17 protein-coding genes and 1 pseudogene are annotated in these 19,667 nt (G+C 42.4%); 9 read left to right on the top strand and 9 right to left on the bottom strand.

All coding sequences use genetic code 11. The features are described 5' to 3' along the window. Positions 1 to 55: 55 nt before the first annotated feature. The 6 genes and pseudogenes from Q3W56_RS10000 to Q3W56_RS10025 all read left to right on the top strand — a co-directional run bounded on the left by Q3W56_RS10000 (position 56) and on the right by Q3W56_RS10025 (position 7,787). Complete coding sequence (locus tag Q3W56_RS10000) at positions 56 to 2,098, top strand: T7SS effector LXG polymorphic toxin (RefSeq protein ID WP_302895356.1); 2,043 nt, start codon at positions 56 to 58, stop codon at positions 2,096 to 2,098. A 12-nt stretch (positions 2,099 to 2,110) separates the two neighbouring features. Then, complete coding sequence (locus Q3W56_RS10005; protein ID WP_302895357.1) at positions 2,111 to 3,136, top strand: ADP-ribosylglycohydrolase family protein; 1,026 nt, start codon at positions 2,111 to 2,113, stop codon at positions 3,134 to 3,136. Positions 3,137 to 3,297: 161 nt separating this feature from the next. Continuing rightward, positions 3,298 to 4,125, top strand: coding sequence for an AraC family ligand binding domain-containing protein (locus tag Q3W56_RS10010; RefSeq protein ID WP_302895358.1), 828 nt, complete (start codon positions 3,298 to 3,300; stop codon positions 4,123 to 4,125). Beyond that, positions 4,122 to 5,041, top strand: a pseudogene (locus Q3W56_RS10015) (DMT family transporter). Before Q3W56_RS10010 ends, Q3W56_RS10015 begins: the two are co-directional and overlap by 4 nt. 73 nt (positions 5,042 to 5,114) lie before the next feature. Beyond that, positions 5,115 to 7,295: a glycoside hydrolase domain-containing protein gene (locus tag Q3W56_RS10020; RefSeq protein WP_302895359.1), complete on the top strand. Its 2,181-nt coding sequence runs from the start codon at positions 5,115 to 5,117 to the stop codon at positions 7,293 to 7,295. Positions 7,296 to 7,358: 63 nt separating this feature from the next. Next, positions 7,359 to 7,787 carry a hypothetical protein gene (locus tag Q3W56_RS10025; RefSeq protein WP_014112484.1) on the top strand — a complete coding sequence of 143 codons (429 nt, stop codon included), beginning with the start codon at positions 7,359 to 7,361 and terminating at the stop codon, positions 7,785 to 7,787. A gap of 31 nt (positions 7,788 to 7,818) precedes the next feature. On the opposite strand, the gene Q3W56_RS10030 is transcribed toward Q3W56_RS10025, so the two are convergent. From Q3W56_RS10030 to Q3W56_RS10040, 3 genes are all read right to left on the bottom strand, one after another. Continuing rightward, positions 7,819 to 9,069 (bottom strand): MFS transporter, encoded by a 1,251-nt coding sequence (locus tag Q3W56_RS10030; RefSeq protein WP_302895392.1) that lies wholly within the window; start codon positions 9,067 to 9,069, stop codon positions 7,819 to 7,821. Continuing rightward, entirely contained in the window at positions 9,066 to 9,983 is a 918-nt protein-coding gene (locus Q3W56_RS10035) for a bifunctional helix-turn-helix transcriptional regulator/GNAT family N-acetyltransferase (RefSeq protein WP_302895360.1), read from the bottom strand. The genes Q3W56_RS10030 and Q3W56_RS10035 overlap by 4 nt, the downstream gene beginning before the upstream one ends. A gap of 91 nt (positions 9,984 to 10,074) precedes the next feature. Further along, a complete protein-coding gene (locus Q3W56_RS10040; RefSeq protein WP_302895361.1) occupies positions 10,075 to 10,323 on the bottom strand; it encodes a YbeF family protein in 249 nt (82 codons plus the stop codon). Positions 10,324 to 10,736: 413 nt separating this feature from the next. Here Q3W56_RS10040 and Q3W56_RS10045 point away from each other — a divergent pair, with 413 nt between their 5' ends. Further along, on the top strand, positions 10,737 to 11,627 hold the full coding sequence (locus Q3W56_RS10045; protein WP_302895362.1) for a glycerophosphodiester phosphodiesterase: 891 nt from the start codon (positions 10,737 to 10,739) through the stop codon (positions 11,625 to 11,627). Between the two features lie 25 nt (positions 11,628 to 11,652). Here Q3W56_RS10045 and Q3W56_RS10050 read toward each other — a convergent pair whose 3' ends face one another. After that, entirely contained in the window at positions 11,653 to 13,281 is a 1,629-nt protein-coding gene (locus tag Q3W56_RS10050) for a Na/Pi cotransporter family protein (RefSeq protein ID WP_419901038.1), read from the bottom strand. A 350-nt stretch (positions 13,282 to 13,631) separates the two neighbouring features. Between Q3W56_RS10050 and Q3W56_RS10055 the strand changes: the two genes are divergently transcribed. After that, a complete protein-coding gene (locus Q3W56_RS10055; RefSeq protein ID WP_014112476.1) occupies positions 13,632 to 13,892 on the top strand; it encodes a hypothetical protein in 261 nt (86 codons plus the stop codon). 40 nt (positions 13,893 to 13,932) lie between these two features. Here the strand turns inward: Q3W56_RS10055 and cypC are convergent, their stop codons facing one another. Next, positions 13,933 to 15,186, bottom strand: a complete 1,254-nt coding sequence (gene cypC, locus Q3W56_RS10060) for a CYP152 family fatty-acid peroxygenase CypC (protein WP_302895393.1) — start codon at positions 15,184 to 15,186, stop codon at positions 13,933 to 13,935. A gap of 172 nt (positions 15,187 to 15,358) precedes the next feature. Here cypC and blaOXA point away from each other — a divergent pair, with 172 nt between their 5' ends. Next, complete coding sequence (gene blaOXA / locus Q3W56_RS10065; RefSeq protein ID WP_302895363.1) at positions 15,359 to 16,162, top strand: class D beta-lactamase; 804 nt, start codon at positions 15,359 to 15,361, stop codon at positions 16,160 to 16,162. 29 nt (positions 16,163 to 16,191) lie between these two features. On the opposite strand, the gene Q3W56_RS10070 is transcribed toward blaOXA, so the two are convergent. From Q3W56_RS10070 to Q3W56_RS10085, 4 genes are all read right to left on the bottom strand, one after another. Further along, a complete protein-coding gene (locus Q3W56_RS10070; protein WP_019713168.1) occupies positions 16,192 to 16,383 on the bottom strand; it encodes a YbxH family protein in 192 nt (63 codons plus the stop codon). A 14-nt stretch (positions 16,384 to 16,397) separates the two neighbouring features. Then, positions 16,398 to 16,646 (bottom strand): sigma-G-dependent sporulation-specific acid-soluble spore protein CsgA, encoded by a 249-nt coding sequence (csgA, locus tag Q3W56_RS10075; RefSeq protein ID WP_003234887.1) that lies wholly within the window; start codon positions 16,644 to 16,646, stop codon positions 16,398 to 16,400. Between the two features lie 114 nt (positions 16,647 to 16,760). After that, positions 16,761 to 18,149, bottom strand: coding sequence for an amino acid permease (locus Q3W56_RS10080; protein ID WP_268401148.1), 1,389 nt, complete (start codon positions 18,147 to 18,149; stop codon positions 16,761 to 16,763). A 304-nt stretch (positions 18,150 to 18,453) separates the two neighbouring features. Beyond that, complete coding sequence (locus Q3W56_RS10085) at positions 18,454 to 19,659, bottom strand: DUF4885 domain-containing protein (protein WP_302895364.1); 1,206 nt, start codon at positions 19,657 to 19,659, stop codon at positions 18,454 to 18,456. Positions 19,660 to 19,667 lie beyond the last annotated feature (8 nt).

Below are 19,667 nucleotides of genomic sequence, written 5' to 3' on the forward strand. Positions count from 1 at the left end.
GAATTCACCATGGTACCATATTTACAGGAAAATGCAGGCGAAAGGACACAGTACATTGAAAACACTTGAAACAAATACGATTTTAGAAGCAGCTGAAACACGCCTTAAAGCCTATCAAACATTAAGAGAGCATATGGCTGTTCTAAAGAAACAGTTCAAAGAGATGGCAAATTTGGATGATGCCATGACAGGCAAGGGTGCTAATGCAATTAAAGCATTTTATAAGGAACAAGCGGCAGGAGCGGAACTGTGGCTGGACCTCATTGACATGAGAATTGCTTTTTTCAAAAACGTGCCAGCTGCAATTGAGGAAGCAACATTCGATGACGATGCATACGTTGAGGAATCCTATCTCGACAATGAACTGCATAACGGCCTTATCAAAGCTGATGGCATTATAGAGGCACAGCATAAAGAAATGAAATCAATTCTGAATTCAATTGATGACATTTTGCCGTTATCCCTCTTTGATCAATCTACTGTCACCGATGAACTGGATAAAGCAGATAAAAAACGAAAAAAAACGATTACACACCTGTATGACCTTGATGAGAAACTAAACAGTGATTACGAGGCCTCAGAAGCAGTGGAACATGAGGTTCGGGCATTCTTCGAAGCACTGACAGGCGCCACTAGCAAAGGCGGAAGCACAAATCCAATAAACTTTAACGCAAAAGCCTTTCACGAAACAGACGCTTATCAAAACAAAGAAGATATTCACAAACAATCCCAGCAGTTCATAAGAGCAAAAAAACAGGAAGAAATCGAGTATCTTAAGAAAAAACTCGACAAAACTACTGATCCTGAGGAATACTTGAAAATTGCAGACAAGATTGGCACTGACAACCTGAACGCTGAGCAATTACAATATTATTCAAGCATTGTTCAAATGAAAGCACAGCAGGAAACAGGAAAAATGCTTGTCGAAGGTGGAAAGGGTGTAATTGTCGGGCTCTGGGATGCCGGAAAAGATATCGTCATCGGTGCATGCGACCTCGCAGTCGGCGCTTACGATCTTGCTGTATGGTCGTATAGAGCGCAGGGTAAGATGGGCATAGAGGAACAAGTCAAAGCCGGACAAGAACTTCAAAATGTGATTTATAGCGCGCCCGAAACTTTTGAATATATGGTCGATTCATTCAAAACATCTTGGAACGACAATATGGTTCATGGTGATGCATATAGCCGCTCCCACTACATCACCTACGCAGTTGCTTCCCTTTTTGGAGCCAAAGGACTCGGAAAAGTGTCATCAGCAACAAAAGCCGGAAAATTCGTAACAAAGGAAACAAAAGCTTTTGTGAACGATCATAAATCTATAGCAAAGAACATTACTGATAAAGCAAAACCTTATTTCACATTGCCAAATAACAATCTTCTAGAACCTGCTATACAGGGTGCTGGGAATATCGAAAACCCTATATCGAAACTTGAGAAGAATGTTAATAAGAAACATGAAAACTTTGTCAATATTAATGGTAGCGATCAAAGCAAATCAGGTGGCGTAGGACCAAGTGAAAATTCTAATTTTACACGTGATATTAATACAGTAGAACAAGCACACCAATGGGGAAGCAAGTATTATGACGATTGGGTTAATTCATTAACTCCACGTGAACAACATGCTATTAAGCAATATACTGGCGACGATTATAAGAAAATAAATGATTATCTAAGAGGAATTAATGAATCTTTAGATGGCATTGATTTAGATACAATCTATAATATAAAGAATGGGCTGGATAAAGCGAGAGTTCCACACAATTTACAAGTTTATAGAGGGACAGATCTCAGACCTTTAGAGTCATTAATTGAAGTTGACAAATACGGAGACATTAATGCTGAATCACTAATTGGGAAGACTTTTAGAGACAACGGTTTTGTAAGTACTGCAATTGTTAAAGAATCATCCTTTGAACACATGAAAGTCTCGTGGGAAATAAATGTTCCAGCAGGAGCTAATGCAGCTTATCTCGGAAAGATAAGTCATTTCCCTAATGAAGCTGAGTTACTTTTAAATTTCGGACAAGAGATGGTAATTAAAAGCGCACATGTTGACAGCAGCAATAAGTTACATATTGTTTTAGACTTAATTTAAGTGGGTGAAAAAATGAGAGGCAGAAGAATGATAGATAGATGGGAAGATGACAATAAGAGCTTCCTTAAACTGAATATAAAAAACAAAGTACTTCCAACAATATACGGTGGCATTATTGGAGATACGTTAGGAGTTCCAGTTGAATTTAAAACAAGAGGAGAATTTCATATACAGGATATAGTTGGATACGGCACATATAATCAACCTCCCGGAACCTGGTCTGACGATACATCGCTGACTTTGTGCCTGGTGGAGAATGTAGTTGAAGAAGGAAGCACCAACAATTTGATGCAGAAATTTAAACAGTATCAAGACGAAGGCTATTGGACGCCGTATGGTGAAATGTTTGACATTGGAAGGACGACTGCTGAAGCGATTACACGATTTAGGAAAGGAGTTCTGCCAGAAGAATGCGGCGGTCAGTCCGAGTTTGATAATGGAAATGGAGCATTAATGAGAATTTCACCATTAGTATTTATTTTGCATAAAGAATTTGATTTCGTAAAAAAAACGGAGATGATCAAAAAATACACTGAAATAACCCATGCCCATCCGCGTGCTATAGTTGGTTCCATTATTTATATTGAGCTATTATTAAGGCTATATTATAACAATTCAATTGATACATCTTTAAGAGAAGTGAAAGAGCTTTTCGATGAGAATTTTGCAAAGGAACATATATACCATAAAGAGCTAACCCATTATGAAAGAATTTTTGACAAACGTTTTTTGAATACACCAAGAGAAGAAATTCAATCAGACGGATATGCCGTTCATACATTAGAAGCCGCAATATGGTGTTTTGGCACTACAAATTCATTTACCGAAGCAGTACTAGCAGCAGTGAACTTAGGAGAAGATACTGATACCGTAGCGTCAATAACAGGGTCACTAGCAGGAATGTATTATAAGATGGACGCAATCCCAGAAGATTGGTTAAACAAAATAGCTCGCAAGCAAGATATTGATAAGTTAATAAACAATTTCTACGAGTACTGTGCTGATAAAGCTATTGTTGAGGAATATGGAAGTCTTTAAAATTCCATTAAACTATTTAGTCTTCTTATAAATGCCACGAAAAAGAAAGCAGACCAGTAACGGTCTGCTTTCTCTATTCCCTAAACAGCAACATCATACAAGAAATCCCCAAAAATCATGCTACACTTAACCCAAGACACCACACCGACAGGAGGCATCCCATGCAAAACGAAACCCGAACACTGCACCTCGACCCGCATCTTAATATTGAAGCCTACCGATTCAAAGGGATTATGCAGAAATTCCCGAACCACTTTCACGATTATTATGTGATTGGCTTTATTGAAAAAGGGCAGCGGTATCTTGCCTGTCAGGATCAAGAATATATTATCAATCCAGGTGATCTTCTCCTCTTTAACCCCCGTGATACGCATAGTTGTGAGCAGATTGACGGGCGGACGCTTGATTATCGGTGTATCAATGTGATGCCGGATGTTATGGAGAAGGCGGTGAAAGAGATTACTGGTGCCGGGCATCTCCCATATTTCTCCCAGCATGTGTTATTCCGCCACGAGCTGACAACCAGCCTGCAGGAATTGCATATTTTGATATCCAAGGAAAAACAGGCTTTGCGCAAAGAGGAGCTGTTTCTTCATCTTCTAGAAGAGCTGATCCGCCATTATTCTGACGTCACATTCCTCAGCAGCATTCCCGAACCATCCGACGAAGTCAAAATGGTTTGCGAATTTTTAGAAGTGCATTATGCCCAGAACGTTACGCTCAACGATTTGAGTGAACTAACAGGCTGGAGCAAGTATCATTTATTGCGTTCATTTACAAAACAAAAAGGAATTACGCCTAATAGCTACGTGGAGACAATCCGGATTAATCAAGCGAAAAAACTCCTTGAACAAGGGGTTAGACCGATTGATGCGGCATGTCAGACAGGATTCAGCGATCAGAGCCATATGACGAAGTTTTTCAAACGGCAGGTGGGGCTGACGCCGAAGCAATACATGAAGATTTTTGAAAAGGAGCTTCAAAAATGAGCACACAAAGAGAATCGGCCGGGCATATCGCAGCCATTGTGACCATTCTGATTTGGGGGACGACCTTTATTTCGACAAAGATTCTTCTGGCTGACTTCACTCCAATGGAAATATTACTTTATCGGTTTTTGATGGGCTTTATTGCGCTTATTCTCGTACGTCCCAAAATAATTCCGTTCAAAAATTGGCGGCAGGAGCTGTTATTTGTCGGGGCAGGTTTATTTGGCGTAACCTTATACTTATTATTAGAAAATATAGCTCTCACCTATACATATGCATCCAATGTCGGCATGATCGTATCCATAATTCCGATGATCACTGCGGTGCTGGCCCATTTTCTGCTTGAAGGCGAAAAACTGCGGCTGACTTTTTTCATTGGATTTGGGGCAGCACTGATTGGGCTTTTATTGATTACGTTCAACGGCAATGTCGTACTGCGGATGAATCCGTTCGGAGACATCATGGCAGTCGGGGCCGCTCTCGTGTTTGGAGGCTACTCGATTTTCATGAAAAAATTAAGCGCTTACGATTATCACATCATCGAGCTGACACAGAGAGTGTTTTTATACGGTTTGTTGTTTATGATTCCCGCTTTATTTTTGTTCGACTTCCATTTTGACCTGAGCCGATTTTCATCCACTTCAAATGTACTCAACATGCTCTTCCTCGGCATCGGTGCTTCCGCCCTGTGTTTCGCAACATGGAATTACTCAGTCGGCGTGCTAGGCGCCGTCAAATCCAGTGCGTTATTTACATTGTCCCGGTTATCACAATCGCTGCTTCCGTCCTGATCCTGCATGAAAACATGACATGGATCGCTCTTCTAGGAGGCGCCCTTACGCTTTTAGGCCTCTACATTTCGGAGATGAAACCGAAAGCGAAGCTGTTGGAGAACGGATGTAAAATGGATGCTTAACGGCATCCATTTTTTATTTTGTCCTACGTTTGCCACCTATAAATGAACGCGATCTAATAAAGGAGGAAACGAAATGGTTGATGAAATGGTCTTAATCACACAGCAATGGCTGAACGAAACGTACAGCGGAAAGCATGGGTATAACCCAGTAGAAGAGAGCGGGAAAACTGGGTGGGATACGATCTACGGTCTGACTCGGGCGCTTCAAATTGAACTGGGTATCTCAGAACCAGCTGATAACTTCGGGCCGACAACACAGCGCTTATTTAAGCCTCTTAAAAAACAAGATCCAAATTCAGAACCAAGCAACATGAATTTTATTTTGCAGGGTGCATTATGGTGCAAAGGCTTTAATCCCGGTGGTTTTACAGGCGTCTTTTATGAAAAAACAGAAAATGCGGTGAAGGAATTCCAGAAAGCTGCCGGTCTGACAACACAGGATGGGATTGTCACCACGTTGATTATGAAAGCTTTATTAGACATGAGCGCTTTTAAGCTGGTATCTGGGGGTGATTCAAGAATCCGCCAGATTCAACAAAATTTAAACCGGGACTACAATGACTACATCGGCTTAATGCCATGTGACGGACTGTATGCCCGCGATACAAACAAAGCCCTTATTTATGCCCTGCAAAAAGAAGAAGGCATGAGCACAAGTGTTGCCAATGGATTTTTCGGAAACGGCACAACAAGTTTATGTCCTACCTTAACTCCCGGGGATTCAAGAACCGGCTTTGTTTTAATTGTTCAGTACGCTCTTTATTGCAACGGGAAATCATTCGACCCTGGTGCATTTGACGGCAAATATGGTGTGGGTGTTGTTTCAGCCGTTAAAGCATTTCAAGAATTCATGTGTCTGCCTCAAACAGGTTATGCAGATATGCCGACCATTAAAGCTTTATTATCAAGCTCAGGAGATACAGCACGCGCCGCTTCAGCTTGTGACACTGCTACAATTATAACGGCAGAAAAAGCTCAAACCCTGCGGAATAACGGTTATAAAACGGTTGGAAGATATTTGACCGGGAATGTGCGGACAAGCAGCGGCCTTACTTCAAAAGCTATGACGTCTGAGGAACTATCAGTTATTTTTGATGCGGGATTAAAGGTCTTTCCGATTTATCAAGACGGTGGCTATGAATCTTCTTATTTTATCAAAGATCAAGGCACAAAAGATGCATATAGTGCTGCTTCTGCGGCTCGAAGATTAGGTTTCCCGTCAGGCACGACCATTTATTTCGCCGTCGATTTTGATGCCTACGATTATGAAGTGACCGAGAAAATCATCCCTTATTTCCAAGAGATTAAGTCAGCATTTACTAAAATGCAGACATTTTCAACCGCACCTAAGTATGAAATAGGGGTTTACGGACCGAGAAACATTTGTATCCGCACATCAGAAGCAGAACTGACAAAATATAGTTTTGTCGCAAATATGTCAACTGGATTTAGCGGCAATCTCGGCTATCCCATGCCAAACAACTGGGCCTTTGATCAATTTTATGAGGGAACAATCGGAAGCGGCTCTGGAAGCATTGGGATTGATAAAGACGGCTACTCAGGAAGAGATTCAGGTACAAGCCATGTAAATCCGCCATCTGATCCGGTATATGATGCAAGACTGCGTACACTGACAGACATTTTATCTACCATTCCGGCTTTAGAAAATCTATCAAGTCTTGCGAACGCTATGTTTGAATTTGATACGACAGAAACCATTTTTACATCACCTGAGTTGGATATTATTCTATCCACTTCACTTCTGGCAACCATACCAAGTGAAGGTTCACCAAACACAATTACCATTACAAATGGTAAACCAGGTGCCTATATCACAGGCTTATTAGGCGACACCCAAACGTCTCTCACTGCGTCACAAATCGACTCTTATCAAAACCTTTTAAACAGTCTCAGCTTATCAGTACGCAACGGATACTTGGAGATTTATGTAAACCCAACTGCTCAATCGTTAAACATTCAAGTTAAAATCTATACGCCTGATATTCCAGTAGGTGACAGTGCTACAACTGGACTTACGACTACGATTACGTTTAAAATAAAACAGAAGCACTTTACTTTGCCAGATACTGAGGAAGTATATTCACCGAATTGGGATACTATTGTCAACAACATGGTTGTGGCAGGTACAGGTATCTTGATTGTTGCTGGTATTGGTGCATTAGTATTAACGGTAGGCCCTGAAATGGGAGCTGCTGCAGTACTCTTCCGTACATTTTTAGCACTTTTTAAATAATATTGTTTCTCCATGAGTCCTTTAGGGATTCATGGAGTTCTTCTAAAAAAGGGGGGATACTGTATGAAAAGTAATATACATAAGTATCAGGAGATCACAAAAAAAATAGAAACCGACTTGTACCCCATCAGTCAAAACGACAATGATTTACTTTCTTACCTAATGAAACAAGACTCTTTCACACTCAACCAAATGAAAGTGTGTTTAATTGAACCACAGCTCACATTCAAACACACTGTCAAAATCGTATTTACAGTGACATTAATAACGTTATATATTTATTTTTTCAGTTCTCATTATAATGATTTAATAGAGATGGGTGTACAAATGTTTTTTGTGTTAATTGGCCTTATCTGGGTATTTGGTGTTTTCCCATTTTCAAGAAAAGTTCAAATTTCTGAGCGCTTCAAACAAAAATCCGAAAACGCCCGCATTGTCGGAATGATCGACTTCGTATTAGAACAAAAATACAAAAAAAGCATCTCTGAATAATCCCGAAATCAGAGATGCTCACTCTCTGCTCTCATCCCTTCCCAATCACAGCCGCACTGTCACGCGTGACCGCCGCGGGCTCCCTCAGCATCACATTCATCACACTCGCCAGCACAAGCATCCCAATCGACAAATAAAAAGCCAGTGTATACTCACCCGTTACCGTATAGATGACGCCAGGCACATACGCGCCGAGTGCCGATCCGATTTGATGGGCAAGCGAAAGCCAGCCGATCATGAGGCCGATCGAGTAGTTTTGAAAGTACTGGGTAGCGAGCATTTGAGTCGGCGCTACCGTGGCGAAGTCCACTAATCCAAACAGAATCGCAAAGGCTAAAAGCAAGTAAGGCTCGTGGCTGTAAATCAAAATCACGATCGACAGCGCGCGCACCGCATATAAAAAGCACAGGATTTTCCGGCTGCTCCACCGGTCAGCTACAATTCCAGACAGTAAGATGCCAGCAATATTAAAGCCGGCAAGCAGACTGACAGCGGCACTTGTGACTGTCGTTGAAAAGCCGTGATCGTGAGAAAACGGAATCAAATGGGTATCCATCAGTCCCACGGTCGTAAACCCGCAGATCAAAAACGGCAAAATCAAAAACCAAAATTGTCTCATCCGAAACATTCCAGTCACTGAAAGAGCAGTTGTGTTGGGCGCTGTTTCTTCCGCAGCAGCCAATCCGCCTATCGGTTCTGCATTCTTTTCTGAAGGATTGTTCCGCAGCATCAGCAGTGCAGCCGGAAAAACAATCACGATTAACAGCAAGCCCAACACCACCACCGTCAGCTTCCAGCTAAACCAATGGATCAGCATGAGTGAGCCGGGAACGAGAAGCATTTGCCCCGCGCCAAAGCCTGCTTCCATGATCCCAAAGGCTAGTCCCCGCTTTTTGCTGAACCAATTGACGACCAGCACACTTGCTGCCACATTCGATGCTCCGCCCACTCCAAGCGAAACACCCAGCCCGTAAAGCAGAAACAGCTGCCATGGCGAAGTGACAAAGTATGTTAAGAAAATGCTGACTCCTGTCAGTAACGCACTCCATGACAAAACAGCCCGGGCACCCCATTTGTCCACAAGCCGCCCGATCACAGGCTGTGATAAGCCATAGACAATAAAGCTTAGCGTAGAAATCAGCGAGATGGTGCCTCTGTCCATTGAAAATTGCTGTTCCCACGGCTCCACAAACGCACCAAACGACAGGCGCACCCCCTGGACAGCCAATAAGATCAAAAAGGTGACGGACACGATGATCCAAGCATAGTGCAGTCTTTTCATGACAGCTCCAAATCCCACCGTTCTTCTGTCAAACGCTGTCCCCATAATGGCGCTTCTTCTTTCACTTCACTTACCCTGAATCCAAATTTTTTATAGAGCGGACGGGCCTCAGCCATGGTGCTCACCGTCCAAAGAAAAATGCGTTCAAATCTCATGTCCCGGCAGTATGCAACCAGATGCTCCAGCAATTGAGTGCCGAGCCCCCTTCCTCGAAAAGCGGCATCCACAAGAAACCATCTGAGCTGCACTGTCTTTTCATCATGTTTGACCAACCCGACAGAGCCGGCAAATTTCCCTCCGCTTTCTGCAATCCATATGGTTTCGATTTCCGCATCAAAGGTCTCATGAAGATAAGCTAAAAACGTGTCGTCCCAGCCATGAGCCTCCGCATAAAATTGTCTCTGTTTTTCAATAAGAATTTGAAGATCATCCGAAAGAAAGTAATCTCTAATCGATATGTCTGACGTTCTGGTAGAAAGTGACTGTGAAAGGATCGCTTCAATTTCTGCCATCGCCTCCGCAAGCCTGTGCTGATCCTTTTGGTCAATTTCCTTCAGCATCCGTTCTACTTGTTCGTTGGCTTTCTCCTCCAGCTTTTTATAAATCGTTTTCCCCATTTCCGTGACATAAATATAATGGTGACGAGCATCATTTTTGCTCTTCTGTTTATAGATCAAATGTTCTTTTTCAAACTGCTTCAAAATCCTGCTGACATATCCCCGATCTAGCCCTAGCTTATCCTGAAGGGTTTTTGCTGTACAATGAGGCGTATTATAAATCTCAAATAAAATCCGTGTTTCGGTCAAGGAAAACGGGCTGTCGTAAATGTGCTCATTAAGGAAACCAAGGACATTTGTGTAAAATCGATTGAACTTTCTGAATTTTAATCCAGCAGTTGATTCACTGGTTTTCAAACTCATCCCCACTTTCTTATATCACTGATTAAGCCAATTATAATCAAATATAGTTGCCATAGTCAACGATAAGTTGGAAAGTGGGGCCTTTTTATTTTCCTGACGCTTTCCTTTTCCTGATCACAATCAATGTGATATAGGAAAAAGCCAGTGAAACCAAGCTATAGACAACAACCCATCCTAAAAATGATTCGTTAAAAATGAAAAAAGTGAACACTAGCGAAATAATCAAACTAAGCACTGGCATCAGATACACGTTTTTACAAATACACGTCCCGGCAACCGATAACACTATAATTCCTAACGGCAAAATACCGAATGCGATTTCTAATTCATCCATCTGCAACAGCCTCCCTCCAGATTTTTATGCGGCTCGTAAAAAAACATAACTGCAATATGAAAAGGATAATATTCACTTTTTTCTTGATTCATTTTTTTGAAAATGACCCGTTTACATTCATTCCGGCTTATGATAATTTAAGAAATCGCTATCATGGTGAGTTAATAACTTGGATGGAGATCAGGAGAGCCAGGAATCCAACCCCTTTTTGACAATGGGGATTTTCTGGCTCTTTTTGTTTTCAGAAAAGAGCCACGCCACACATTCAGCTTTCTTAGCTTTAACCTGGAAAACGGGCGGAGCACGTTTAAGAAAGAAACATAAAAGATTAATCTTTTTTCAACACGTCGTTTACATCATTTTTTTAATATAAAAGACAGGTAGGTACTGCTTATCTATAAGGAGGAGAAATCATGCAAATAAATAGAATACTAGCCTTGGTGCTTCTGTCGCTGAGCTTACTCTCATTTATGGTAACACCAGTGTCGGCAGTGTCAAAAGGGAATCTGCTGTCACCTGACCGTATCCTGACGGTCGCGCACAGAGGGGCTTCCGGATATGTGCCTGAGCACACGATCCTTTCTTACGAAACCGCTCAGAAAATGAAAGCAGATTATATTGAATTGGATCTGCAAATGACAAAAGACGGCAAATTGATTGTCATGCACGATGAAAAACTGGACCGTACCACAAACGGAACGGGCTGGGTGAAAGACCATACGCTCGCAGACATTAAGAAACTTGATGCCGGTTCTTGGTTTAATAAAGCCTATCCGGAGAAAGCAAAGCCGCAGTACGCTGGCCTTAAGGTTCCTACATTAGACGAAGTATTAGACCGGTTCGGAAAACACGCAAACTACTATATTGAAACAAAATCGCCTGACACCTACCCAGGCATGGAAGAAAAACTGATCGCTTCTTTACAGAAACATAAACTACTAGGCAAACATGCTAAGCGCGGTCAAGTGATGATTCAATCATTCAGCAAAGAAAGTCTAGTGAAAATCCATCAATTACAGCCAAACCTGCCAACCGTTCAATTACTGCAAGCTAAACAAATAGCGTCAATGACAGATGCTGATCTAGAAGAGATCAAAACATACGCTGTCGGTGCGGGTCCCGATTACAAAGCGCTGAATGCCGAAAACGTCAGCATGATCCGCAGCCACAGCCTCCTGCTTCATCCTTATACAGTCAATGCAGAAGCAGATATGCGCCGCCTGCTAGACTGGGGAGTGACAGGAGTGTTCACAAATTACCCTGATATCTTCCAGCACGTTAAAAAAGACTACAAAAAAAGCTGAGAATCTTAAGATTCTCAGCTTTTTCTCATTGATTTTCACCAATAACAGCTTCTGCAATATTCACCGCATGATCGCCGATACGCTCCAGGTTACTGATCATATCGACAAAGACGATGCCCGCTTGTCCAGTGCACAGCCCTTCATTCAGACGGATAATATGCTTTTTGCGAAGCTTCCGTTCCATTTTGTCAATTTCATCTTCTTTTTCAATGACTTGTTCAGCTATCTTCACATCATTGTGGTGCAATGCATCCATGGACGCCTTCACAGTAGAAATCGTCAAATCCATCATTTCCGTTAAATCCGACATGGCAGATTCAGTAATAACCACACGATGCGCCTGCTGATATTCAATCAGTTCAATCACATTTTCGAAGTGGTCGCCGATTCTTTCAATATCCCTGACTGTATCCATCAGCATATGATGCTCCTCAGACTCGTGCTCTGAAAGAGAACTTGAAGAAAGCTCGATCAAATAATCGGTAATTTTCCGATCAAGATTGTTAACCGCATCCTCTATCTGATAAGCATTTGCCGCGTATTTTGGCTGTTTTGTCACTAGAAACTGTTTTGTAACCTCCAGCCCCTGTACCGCAAAGTTCCCCATTTGCAGGACTTCTTCTTTTGCTTGTCCGAGAGCAATAGATGGAGATTGCTCAATAAAAATCGGATCAAGGTGCGACTTGTATTCAACCATTGAATCCTTGCCGGGAATCAGTTTTGTTACGATCAAAGCCAATATCCCCACAAAAGGAAGCTGTATGAGTGTATTGGACGTATTAAAAATTCCATGCGCAAAGGCAATCGTCATTTTTGGATCAAGCCCTATTGAAGCCTGCAACCATAAGATCAAAGAAGTAAACGGCTTAAGCAAAATCAGGAAAATCGCTGTCCCGATAAGGTTAAACAGCACATGAGTAGCCGCAGCACGTCTCGCGGCAACAGATGCCCCTAGAGACGCAAGAATCGCGGTAATCGTTGTTCCAATATTGTCACCGAATAACACCGGCAGCGCACCGTTAATATCAATCAGACCATCTGAAAATAAACCTTGCAGGATGCCAATCGTGGCGCTGGAGCTTTGCACGAGTACCGTAAACAAAGTCCCAATGACAACACCTAGAACCGGATTGTTGCTCATACTAACCGTTAAATCATGAAACGCTTCAAGTGAACGGAGCGGTTTCATGCCGCCGCTCATTAACTCCAGCCCATAAAACAGGGCCCCGAATCCAAACACAATCTGACCAGCATTTTGTATATTTTTATGTTTGAAGAAAAACAGTAGAAATCCGCCGACAGCAATAATCGGCAACGCATAGGCCCCTATGTCGATTCCGATAATAAACGCGGTAACCGTCGTTCCAATATTGGCTCCCATAATGACGCCAATGGCCTGGCGAAGCGTCATAAAGCCCGCACTGACAAGCCCAACGGTGATAACCGTGGTTCCGGAACTGCTTTGAATCAAAACCGTCACAATAATCCCCGCCAATACGCCCATTAGCGGATTGCTTGTAAAACGGTCTAAAATATTTCTTAATCTATCTCCAGCCGATTTCTGAAGTCCGTCTCCCATGAACTTAATCCCAATCAGGAAAATACCGAGACCCCCGAGAAATTCAAACAGTAATGTTTGTATATCAATCGCCAACATGTTCACCTCTGTTTAGACATTATTCCGCAAACTCTCTTCGATTATGTTTCAAGTTCAGATGATTGTAAATAAAACATCCGCTTAATTTACAATAACTTAACAATAAGTCTTATGGCCCTATTATATATTTACATTGATGTAACATTTCCTCGATGAACATGACCAATCGACTACAAAAAACCTTGCGTGATAGCGCAAGGTTTTCTCATCACAGTTATTCTTTCCCATAGAGCTTTCAGTATACCAGCCGCAGAGAATAACGGGCAGACAATCAGCAAAGGTTTAGCCATAATCAAAACGGGAATGATACAGGAAACACCACTCTTAAAATAGAAAGGAGTATCAACATGAAACAAAAGCTCTTACTTTCAGGTCTCGCTGTTTCAACTGTCGGCATCACTTCTTATCTATTAAAAGACCCGTCAAATCGCCAAAAAGCTAGAGAATTCATTCACAGCATGAAAATGAAAATGACCAAACAGCCGGACATGGAAACGTTCCCAGTCGATAAAGCCGGCCACCCGCACCCGCAAGATATCGAGGATAACAAAATGGTATCAGAAGGCTCCATGTATCCCGTCCAATACTACGATGAAAAAAAGAAGTGACCAAAAAGCTCTCTTTCATCAGGAAGAGAGCTTTTATATGTTACCTTTTCCGTCTGATTTCACTCATCACAAAGCCGCTTTCAGGCAATGACGGCATTCTTGCGAGACTGTAATGCAGTGATTGTTCCGGAACGTCGTACTCAATCTGATTGACGAGAAAATCCAGGCTTGCTTTCATGACTTCAATCGTAATGCCTTCCCCTGGACAGCGATGCCCTTTCTCCGCGTGACCTCCACCTTGAGGAATCAAATCAAATGGATCGTCCTCCCGCTCCTCAAATCGTTCAGGCCGAAATTCATCAGGGTTGTCCCATAAGCGAGGATCGTGATTTGTTCCATATATATCAAGCAGTACAGATGTGCCCTTCTTAAATTCATAATTATTCCATTCAAAATCCTTTTTAACAAGCGCCCCTAAAAACGGGCCGAACGGATAATATCTGCGGACCTCCTGCACAAACATTTCTCTTTCCCGGCTGCTTCCAGAACGCAGCCATTCCTTATACTTCGGATGCTGATGAAGCGCCAAAGCTGAAAACACAAGAAAGTAAGAAATGGCAACGATAGGCCGCAGGACATTAATCAGCTCAATGGCGGCCATCCGGGAATCCAGCTGGTTGCCATCTTCTTGAATGTGAAATGCCATGTCATGCAGCGCTGTTCCGGCAGGTGTTTTCAGCAAGCCGGCACGAACATCTTCAATCATTCTTTCAATCCAGTCTTCCGCACGCGGCCTTGCTCTTCTACCCTTCCAATGCCGCGGCCCCACAGCACCGAACGCGTCAACCATATCAATGAAGTCAACCGCTCTCTCCTTGACTTCCGTTTCCTTAAGCGGAACACCTGCCCAATAGCACGCTACCCGGCATAGGATTTCTTTTGCTTCCTCAAATAACACAACCTCATCTGCCTTCTCCCATCTCGTGACTGCCGCTTCCCACTCCTCTGTCATCAGCTCAGCCAAACGTTTTTGATGCGGCGGTGTCATTAATGACAGAAAAAGCAGCTTCCGATGAATATGGGCGTCGCCATCCATCGTCTGGATCGCATTGACGCCAAACAGCGATTTTTGCACTCGTTTCGGGACAGCACCTTGCCGCTGAAATCGTTCGGTATCATAAAATACCTTCGCAGCCTCTGCCCCGCTCATACAAATAAATGTTTTTCCCAGCAAACGTGCCTGAAACAAATCTGAATGGTAATGCTCTTTTCTATTCTTTATAAACAAATATCCTTCCCGCATCAAGGCCACACTGTTATCGAGACTTTTGTCATGTGGAATCTGTTCATACATCCGCATACCCTGCCTTCCTTTTTACCATCTATTTTCACGTTATCTTGCGAGCATAAACTCAATAACAGTATTTGTTTACAGAAGCAAATTTAAGCATTTATAAGAGCTTTTTTAAAGGAAGAACAGAAGAAATAGAGAAAAGGTTATTGATCAAAACAAAGGGGAGAACAAAATGAAGAATTGGATATATGTTGTGCTTATGCTGAGTATTGCAGGGTTCTTCGGCTTTTCCGTTCACGCATCATCGTCTGCCCATGAAAAACATCTAAATGTCAGCCAAATGAATGTCGATGACGAATTCAAGGATACAGATGGAACCTTCATTCTTCACGATGTGCAAAAGGACAAGACCTTTGTCTACAACAGAGAACGGGCAAACAAAAGACAAACTCCGCAGTCCACCTTTAAGATCGTGAACGCCTTAATCGGGTTACAGGTAAAAGCTGTTCGGGATGAATACGATGTCAAACGGTGGGACGGGATCAAGCGCGAATACGAATCGTGGAACCGCGACCATACGCTAGGCTCGGCCATGCGGGAATCCGCCATCTGGTATTATCAAGCATTAGCGAGAGATATCGGTGAGCAAAGGATGAAAACATGGCTTCATACTCTGTCATACGGCAATGAGGATATCAGCGGGGGGATCGACCAGTTTTGGCTGCAAAGTTCGCTGACAATATCCCCGCAGGAACAAAAAGCCTTTTTGGAGAAGCTTGTAAAAGAGGAGCTTCCATTTGACAAATCGGTGATGAAAACTGTCAAGCGCATGATGATTCAAGAGGAAGGAGATCACTACACACTCTACGGAAAAACCGGAACCCGCCTGACAGATATGGGATTAGGCTGGTTTGTCGGATTCATCAAAACAGAGCATGGCTCGTATATTTTTGTCACCAATGTCAATGATTCAGGTACAAAAGCCAAAAACATCACAGTGGATATTCTGAAAAAGCATGGCCTGATTACATCATAAATGAAGGAGCCCTGCAAATAGGCAGGGCTCTAAATGTCATGCTCAAAACAATAGTGATTCACAAGCTCTTCAATCAAATCATGATCGGGATATTCCCCGTTACATTCAAATTCGATTTCTTCCACAAATTCTCCGTGATGGTATACATGGATGGCTCCATTTTGTCGGACGATGCTAAACTCCGGCTGAAATGTATATCCGCTTCGTTCAATTGCTCCCATTTCTTACCCGCCTTTCAAAGCAGTAATTCATACACCTCGTTTAATTCCTTGGCCCGTTTTTGATCCTGTTCATTCTGGGCATACTTAATTTCTTTTTCTAATACATGGTTCAAAAAAGACATTTCATTATCATCTAAGTCTTTTACAAATTCCTCTTCATTTGCATAACGCTTCGCCAGCATCTTCTTGCAAATACGCTGGCAGACTTCATTTTCTAGATGATTCGAAAGTGATTCGCGCAAATAACCAAGTGTAACATCCATTTCATGAACACCTTTCCTTCTGCTATCTTTTTTACCCTATAGCTTGCTAAAATAGGGAAAATCCATACGCGAAAAATAAAAAAAGAGACATCCGTGAATGTCTCTTTTTTATCGTTATTCAGCTGCTTGGCCGCTTTTTGTCAAATTGACCTGCGTACGTTTGCCAATCCCAAACACATAATAACTAATGACCACAAGCGCTAAGAAAATTACGCCTACAATCAGAGAGATACGAGTATCATCGTTAAACCACATGCCAACCAGAACCATCAGCAAGAAAGCAATCGTCAAATAGTTAGTAAAAGGAGCAAACGGCATTTTGAATGGATGTTTATCTAATGCGGCACCCTTCGCTTTTCTGAATCCGATGTGGCTGATCAAAATGATAAACCAAGGAATCATGCCCGGGAGTACACTTGCACTGTATACATAGACAAAGATCTTCGGAGGCGCGATATAGTTCAGAACAACACCGACAGCCAAACCGATCATCACCGCAATTGTCCCATACAACGGCACACCATTGCGTGAAATCTTCTTAAAGAATTTCGGCGCTTGTCCATTGACGCCTAATGTATAAAGCATGCGTCCCGCACTGAAAATACCGCTGTTACAGCCGGACATTGCCGCAGTAATGACGACAAAGTTAATAATACCTGCCGCTGCCGTAATTCCGATTTTTGAGAACGTGGATACGAACGGACTTCCGAGTGAGTTGAGCTCATCCCAAGGATACACGGTCACGATCACAAAAATAGCGCCAATATAAAAAATCAAAATACGCCAGATAATACTTTGAATCGCACTTCTTAGCGTGTTTTGCGGGTCCTTCGCTTCACCGGCTGTAATCCCGATCAGTTCAACCCCTTGATAGGCCGCAATGACAAGAGACAGCGCAAAGAAGAATCCAGAGAAACCGCCTGCAAAGAATCCTCCATGAGACCACAGGTTCGACAAGCCGATCGCATCTCCGCCGTTTCCAAACCCGAAGAAAATAATCCCGATACCCGCAATAATCATCAAGATAATTGTCACGATTTTAATCATCGCAAACCAAAACTCAAACTCACCAAATGACTTAACAGAAATTAAGTTCGCGGCACCAAGAATCACCATTGCCACGATACCAGGTATCCAAGCAGGCAAATCCGGGAACCAATACTTCATATATGAACCGACAGCGATAATCTCAGACATGCCGACGATAATCCACTGAAACCAGTTGCTCCATGCTGTCATATAACCTGCCAGAGGATGAATATAGTTATGGCCGAATGTCGCAAAAGAACCCGTACTCGGTTCGACATACAGCATTTCACCCATGGCACGCATAATAAAGAAGATAAATATTCCGCATATTGCATAAGCCAAAAGGACAGACGGGCCAGTCCATGAAATCGTGCTGGCAGAACCCATAAACAAGCCAACACCGATCGTACCGCCCAAGGCGATCATCTGAATATGACGCGCACCCAGGCCCCTCTTTAATTCTTTATTTGCCACTTCTCTTCCCCCTCTTCCAAAATACTCGAAAATGAGATAGCATCAGGCCTGCTTGCCCCCATATCTTTCTCACCAATCAGTTATAACAATCAGAAAATTCAAACATAGAACTGTTATATAATCTCCAAAATTACTTATTTCATCATAATAAATTTCTCTGGAAAACACAAATGTTTTTTTGAGGTAAACACTTTTACTCAAAGTTTTTGATCAGAACTTTGGTTACAATCTTTTATATAAATATAATGAAAGTATGTGAGTATTAAAATTCTTTTCTCCCTTATATTCCCATAAAAAAAGCTGCTCACAATGAACAGCTTACCTCATAATTTACGCCAGTTTGACGCTTTAATCTTTCAAGCCACCCGGTATCTCCGGTGCCATAGCTCTTGCTTTGTCCAACATCTCTCAAAGAACCATTGCTGTAATCAATCGATAGGATAAAATCCGGAATAGCATCATACCCCCCGGCTTTCACCATTTTACTGAGCTCTGAACGATAGTGGGATATAGCATAAGAAGCCGTTTGTTTTTGCACAGGATCTTTTTCAAGCTCTTCTTTATATACGTCTAATAAGTCACGTCCATCAGGCGTTACGAACCGCCCATCAATCACTTCTAAATCCTTCAAATGATAGCCTGTGACTTCGTACATCTCACGAGCAGCTTGATACTTTTGATATGCCTCTTCGGAAAATTGTGCTGAATCACTGCTTAGGCTTTTCATAATATGTAAAAACAGCTCTTTGCTATTGTCTCCAGATTGCAGCACTTGCTCAATTTGCTCTATCAGTGCCTGATCGTCTGTCCCGCTCACCTGTACCTTATAGTCAACCGGCGTAATCGTAAATGTCAGCTCTGTCCCCTGCGGAATGTGAATATCGTTTCGATTCAACAGCACTTGCAGCTGCTGGTTCACCTGGCTTCTCTGATACACTTTCGCATTCTCAGCCTCCACTTCCCCATGAAATGTGACATTGCGAAATGCGGCATCCTGCAGATTATAGTTTTGCGCCTTTCCTTTGAATAGCCATTCTGTTTCATTATCGTAAGCAGCCTGTCTTTCTGCAGCAGACAGATCACTTCTGAAATAAGGAGACTTTGAATTTTGGTACTTATCCTTTATATAGCCTAATGGATCAGACTTCGTTTTGTTAATCGCATTCATTCTGCTGTATTTTTCATCTAGTATTTTAATTCTGATATCACTCTCAGATTCATAGGGGTTTTGGGATTGAATCACTGTTTCCTCCCCTGTATCTGTCACTGTTCGATCATTCGCTGATTGATACACCTTGCTGAAAGTCCCGCTGTTTCCCGCCACACTGGCTTTAGAATAATTGAACTGATTGATTCCCTCATTTGAAGATGGTGACTCAAGCCTGCTGTATGCCTTTTCCAGCACCGCTGGTTTATTTTCAGACGTATTCTTGCGCGTAGCAGCCGCATTTCTGTTCAATATGTTCTGTACCATCAGCTGAGTACGGATAAATTGCCGATTCAGACGCATTGCGTTCC

It is taken from the genome of Bacillus sp. C28GYM-DRY-1 (assembly GCF_030519405.1).
In the GTDB taxonomy this organism is placed as follows: Bacteria; Bacillota; Bacilli; order Bacillales; family Bacillaceae; genus Bacillus; species Bacillus spizizenii_A.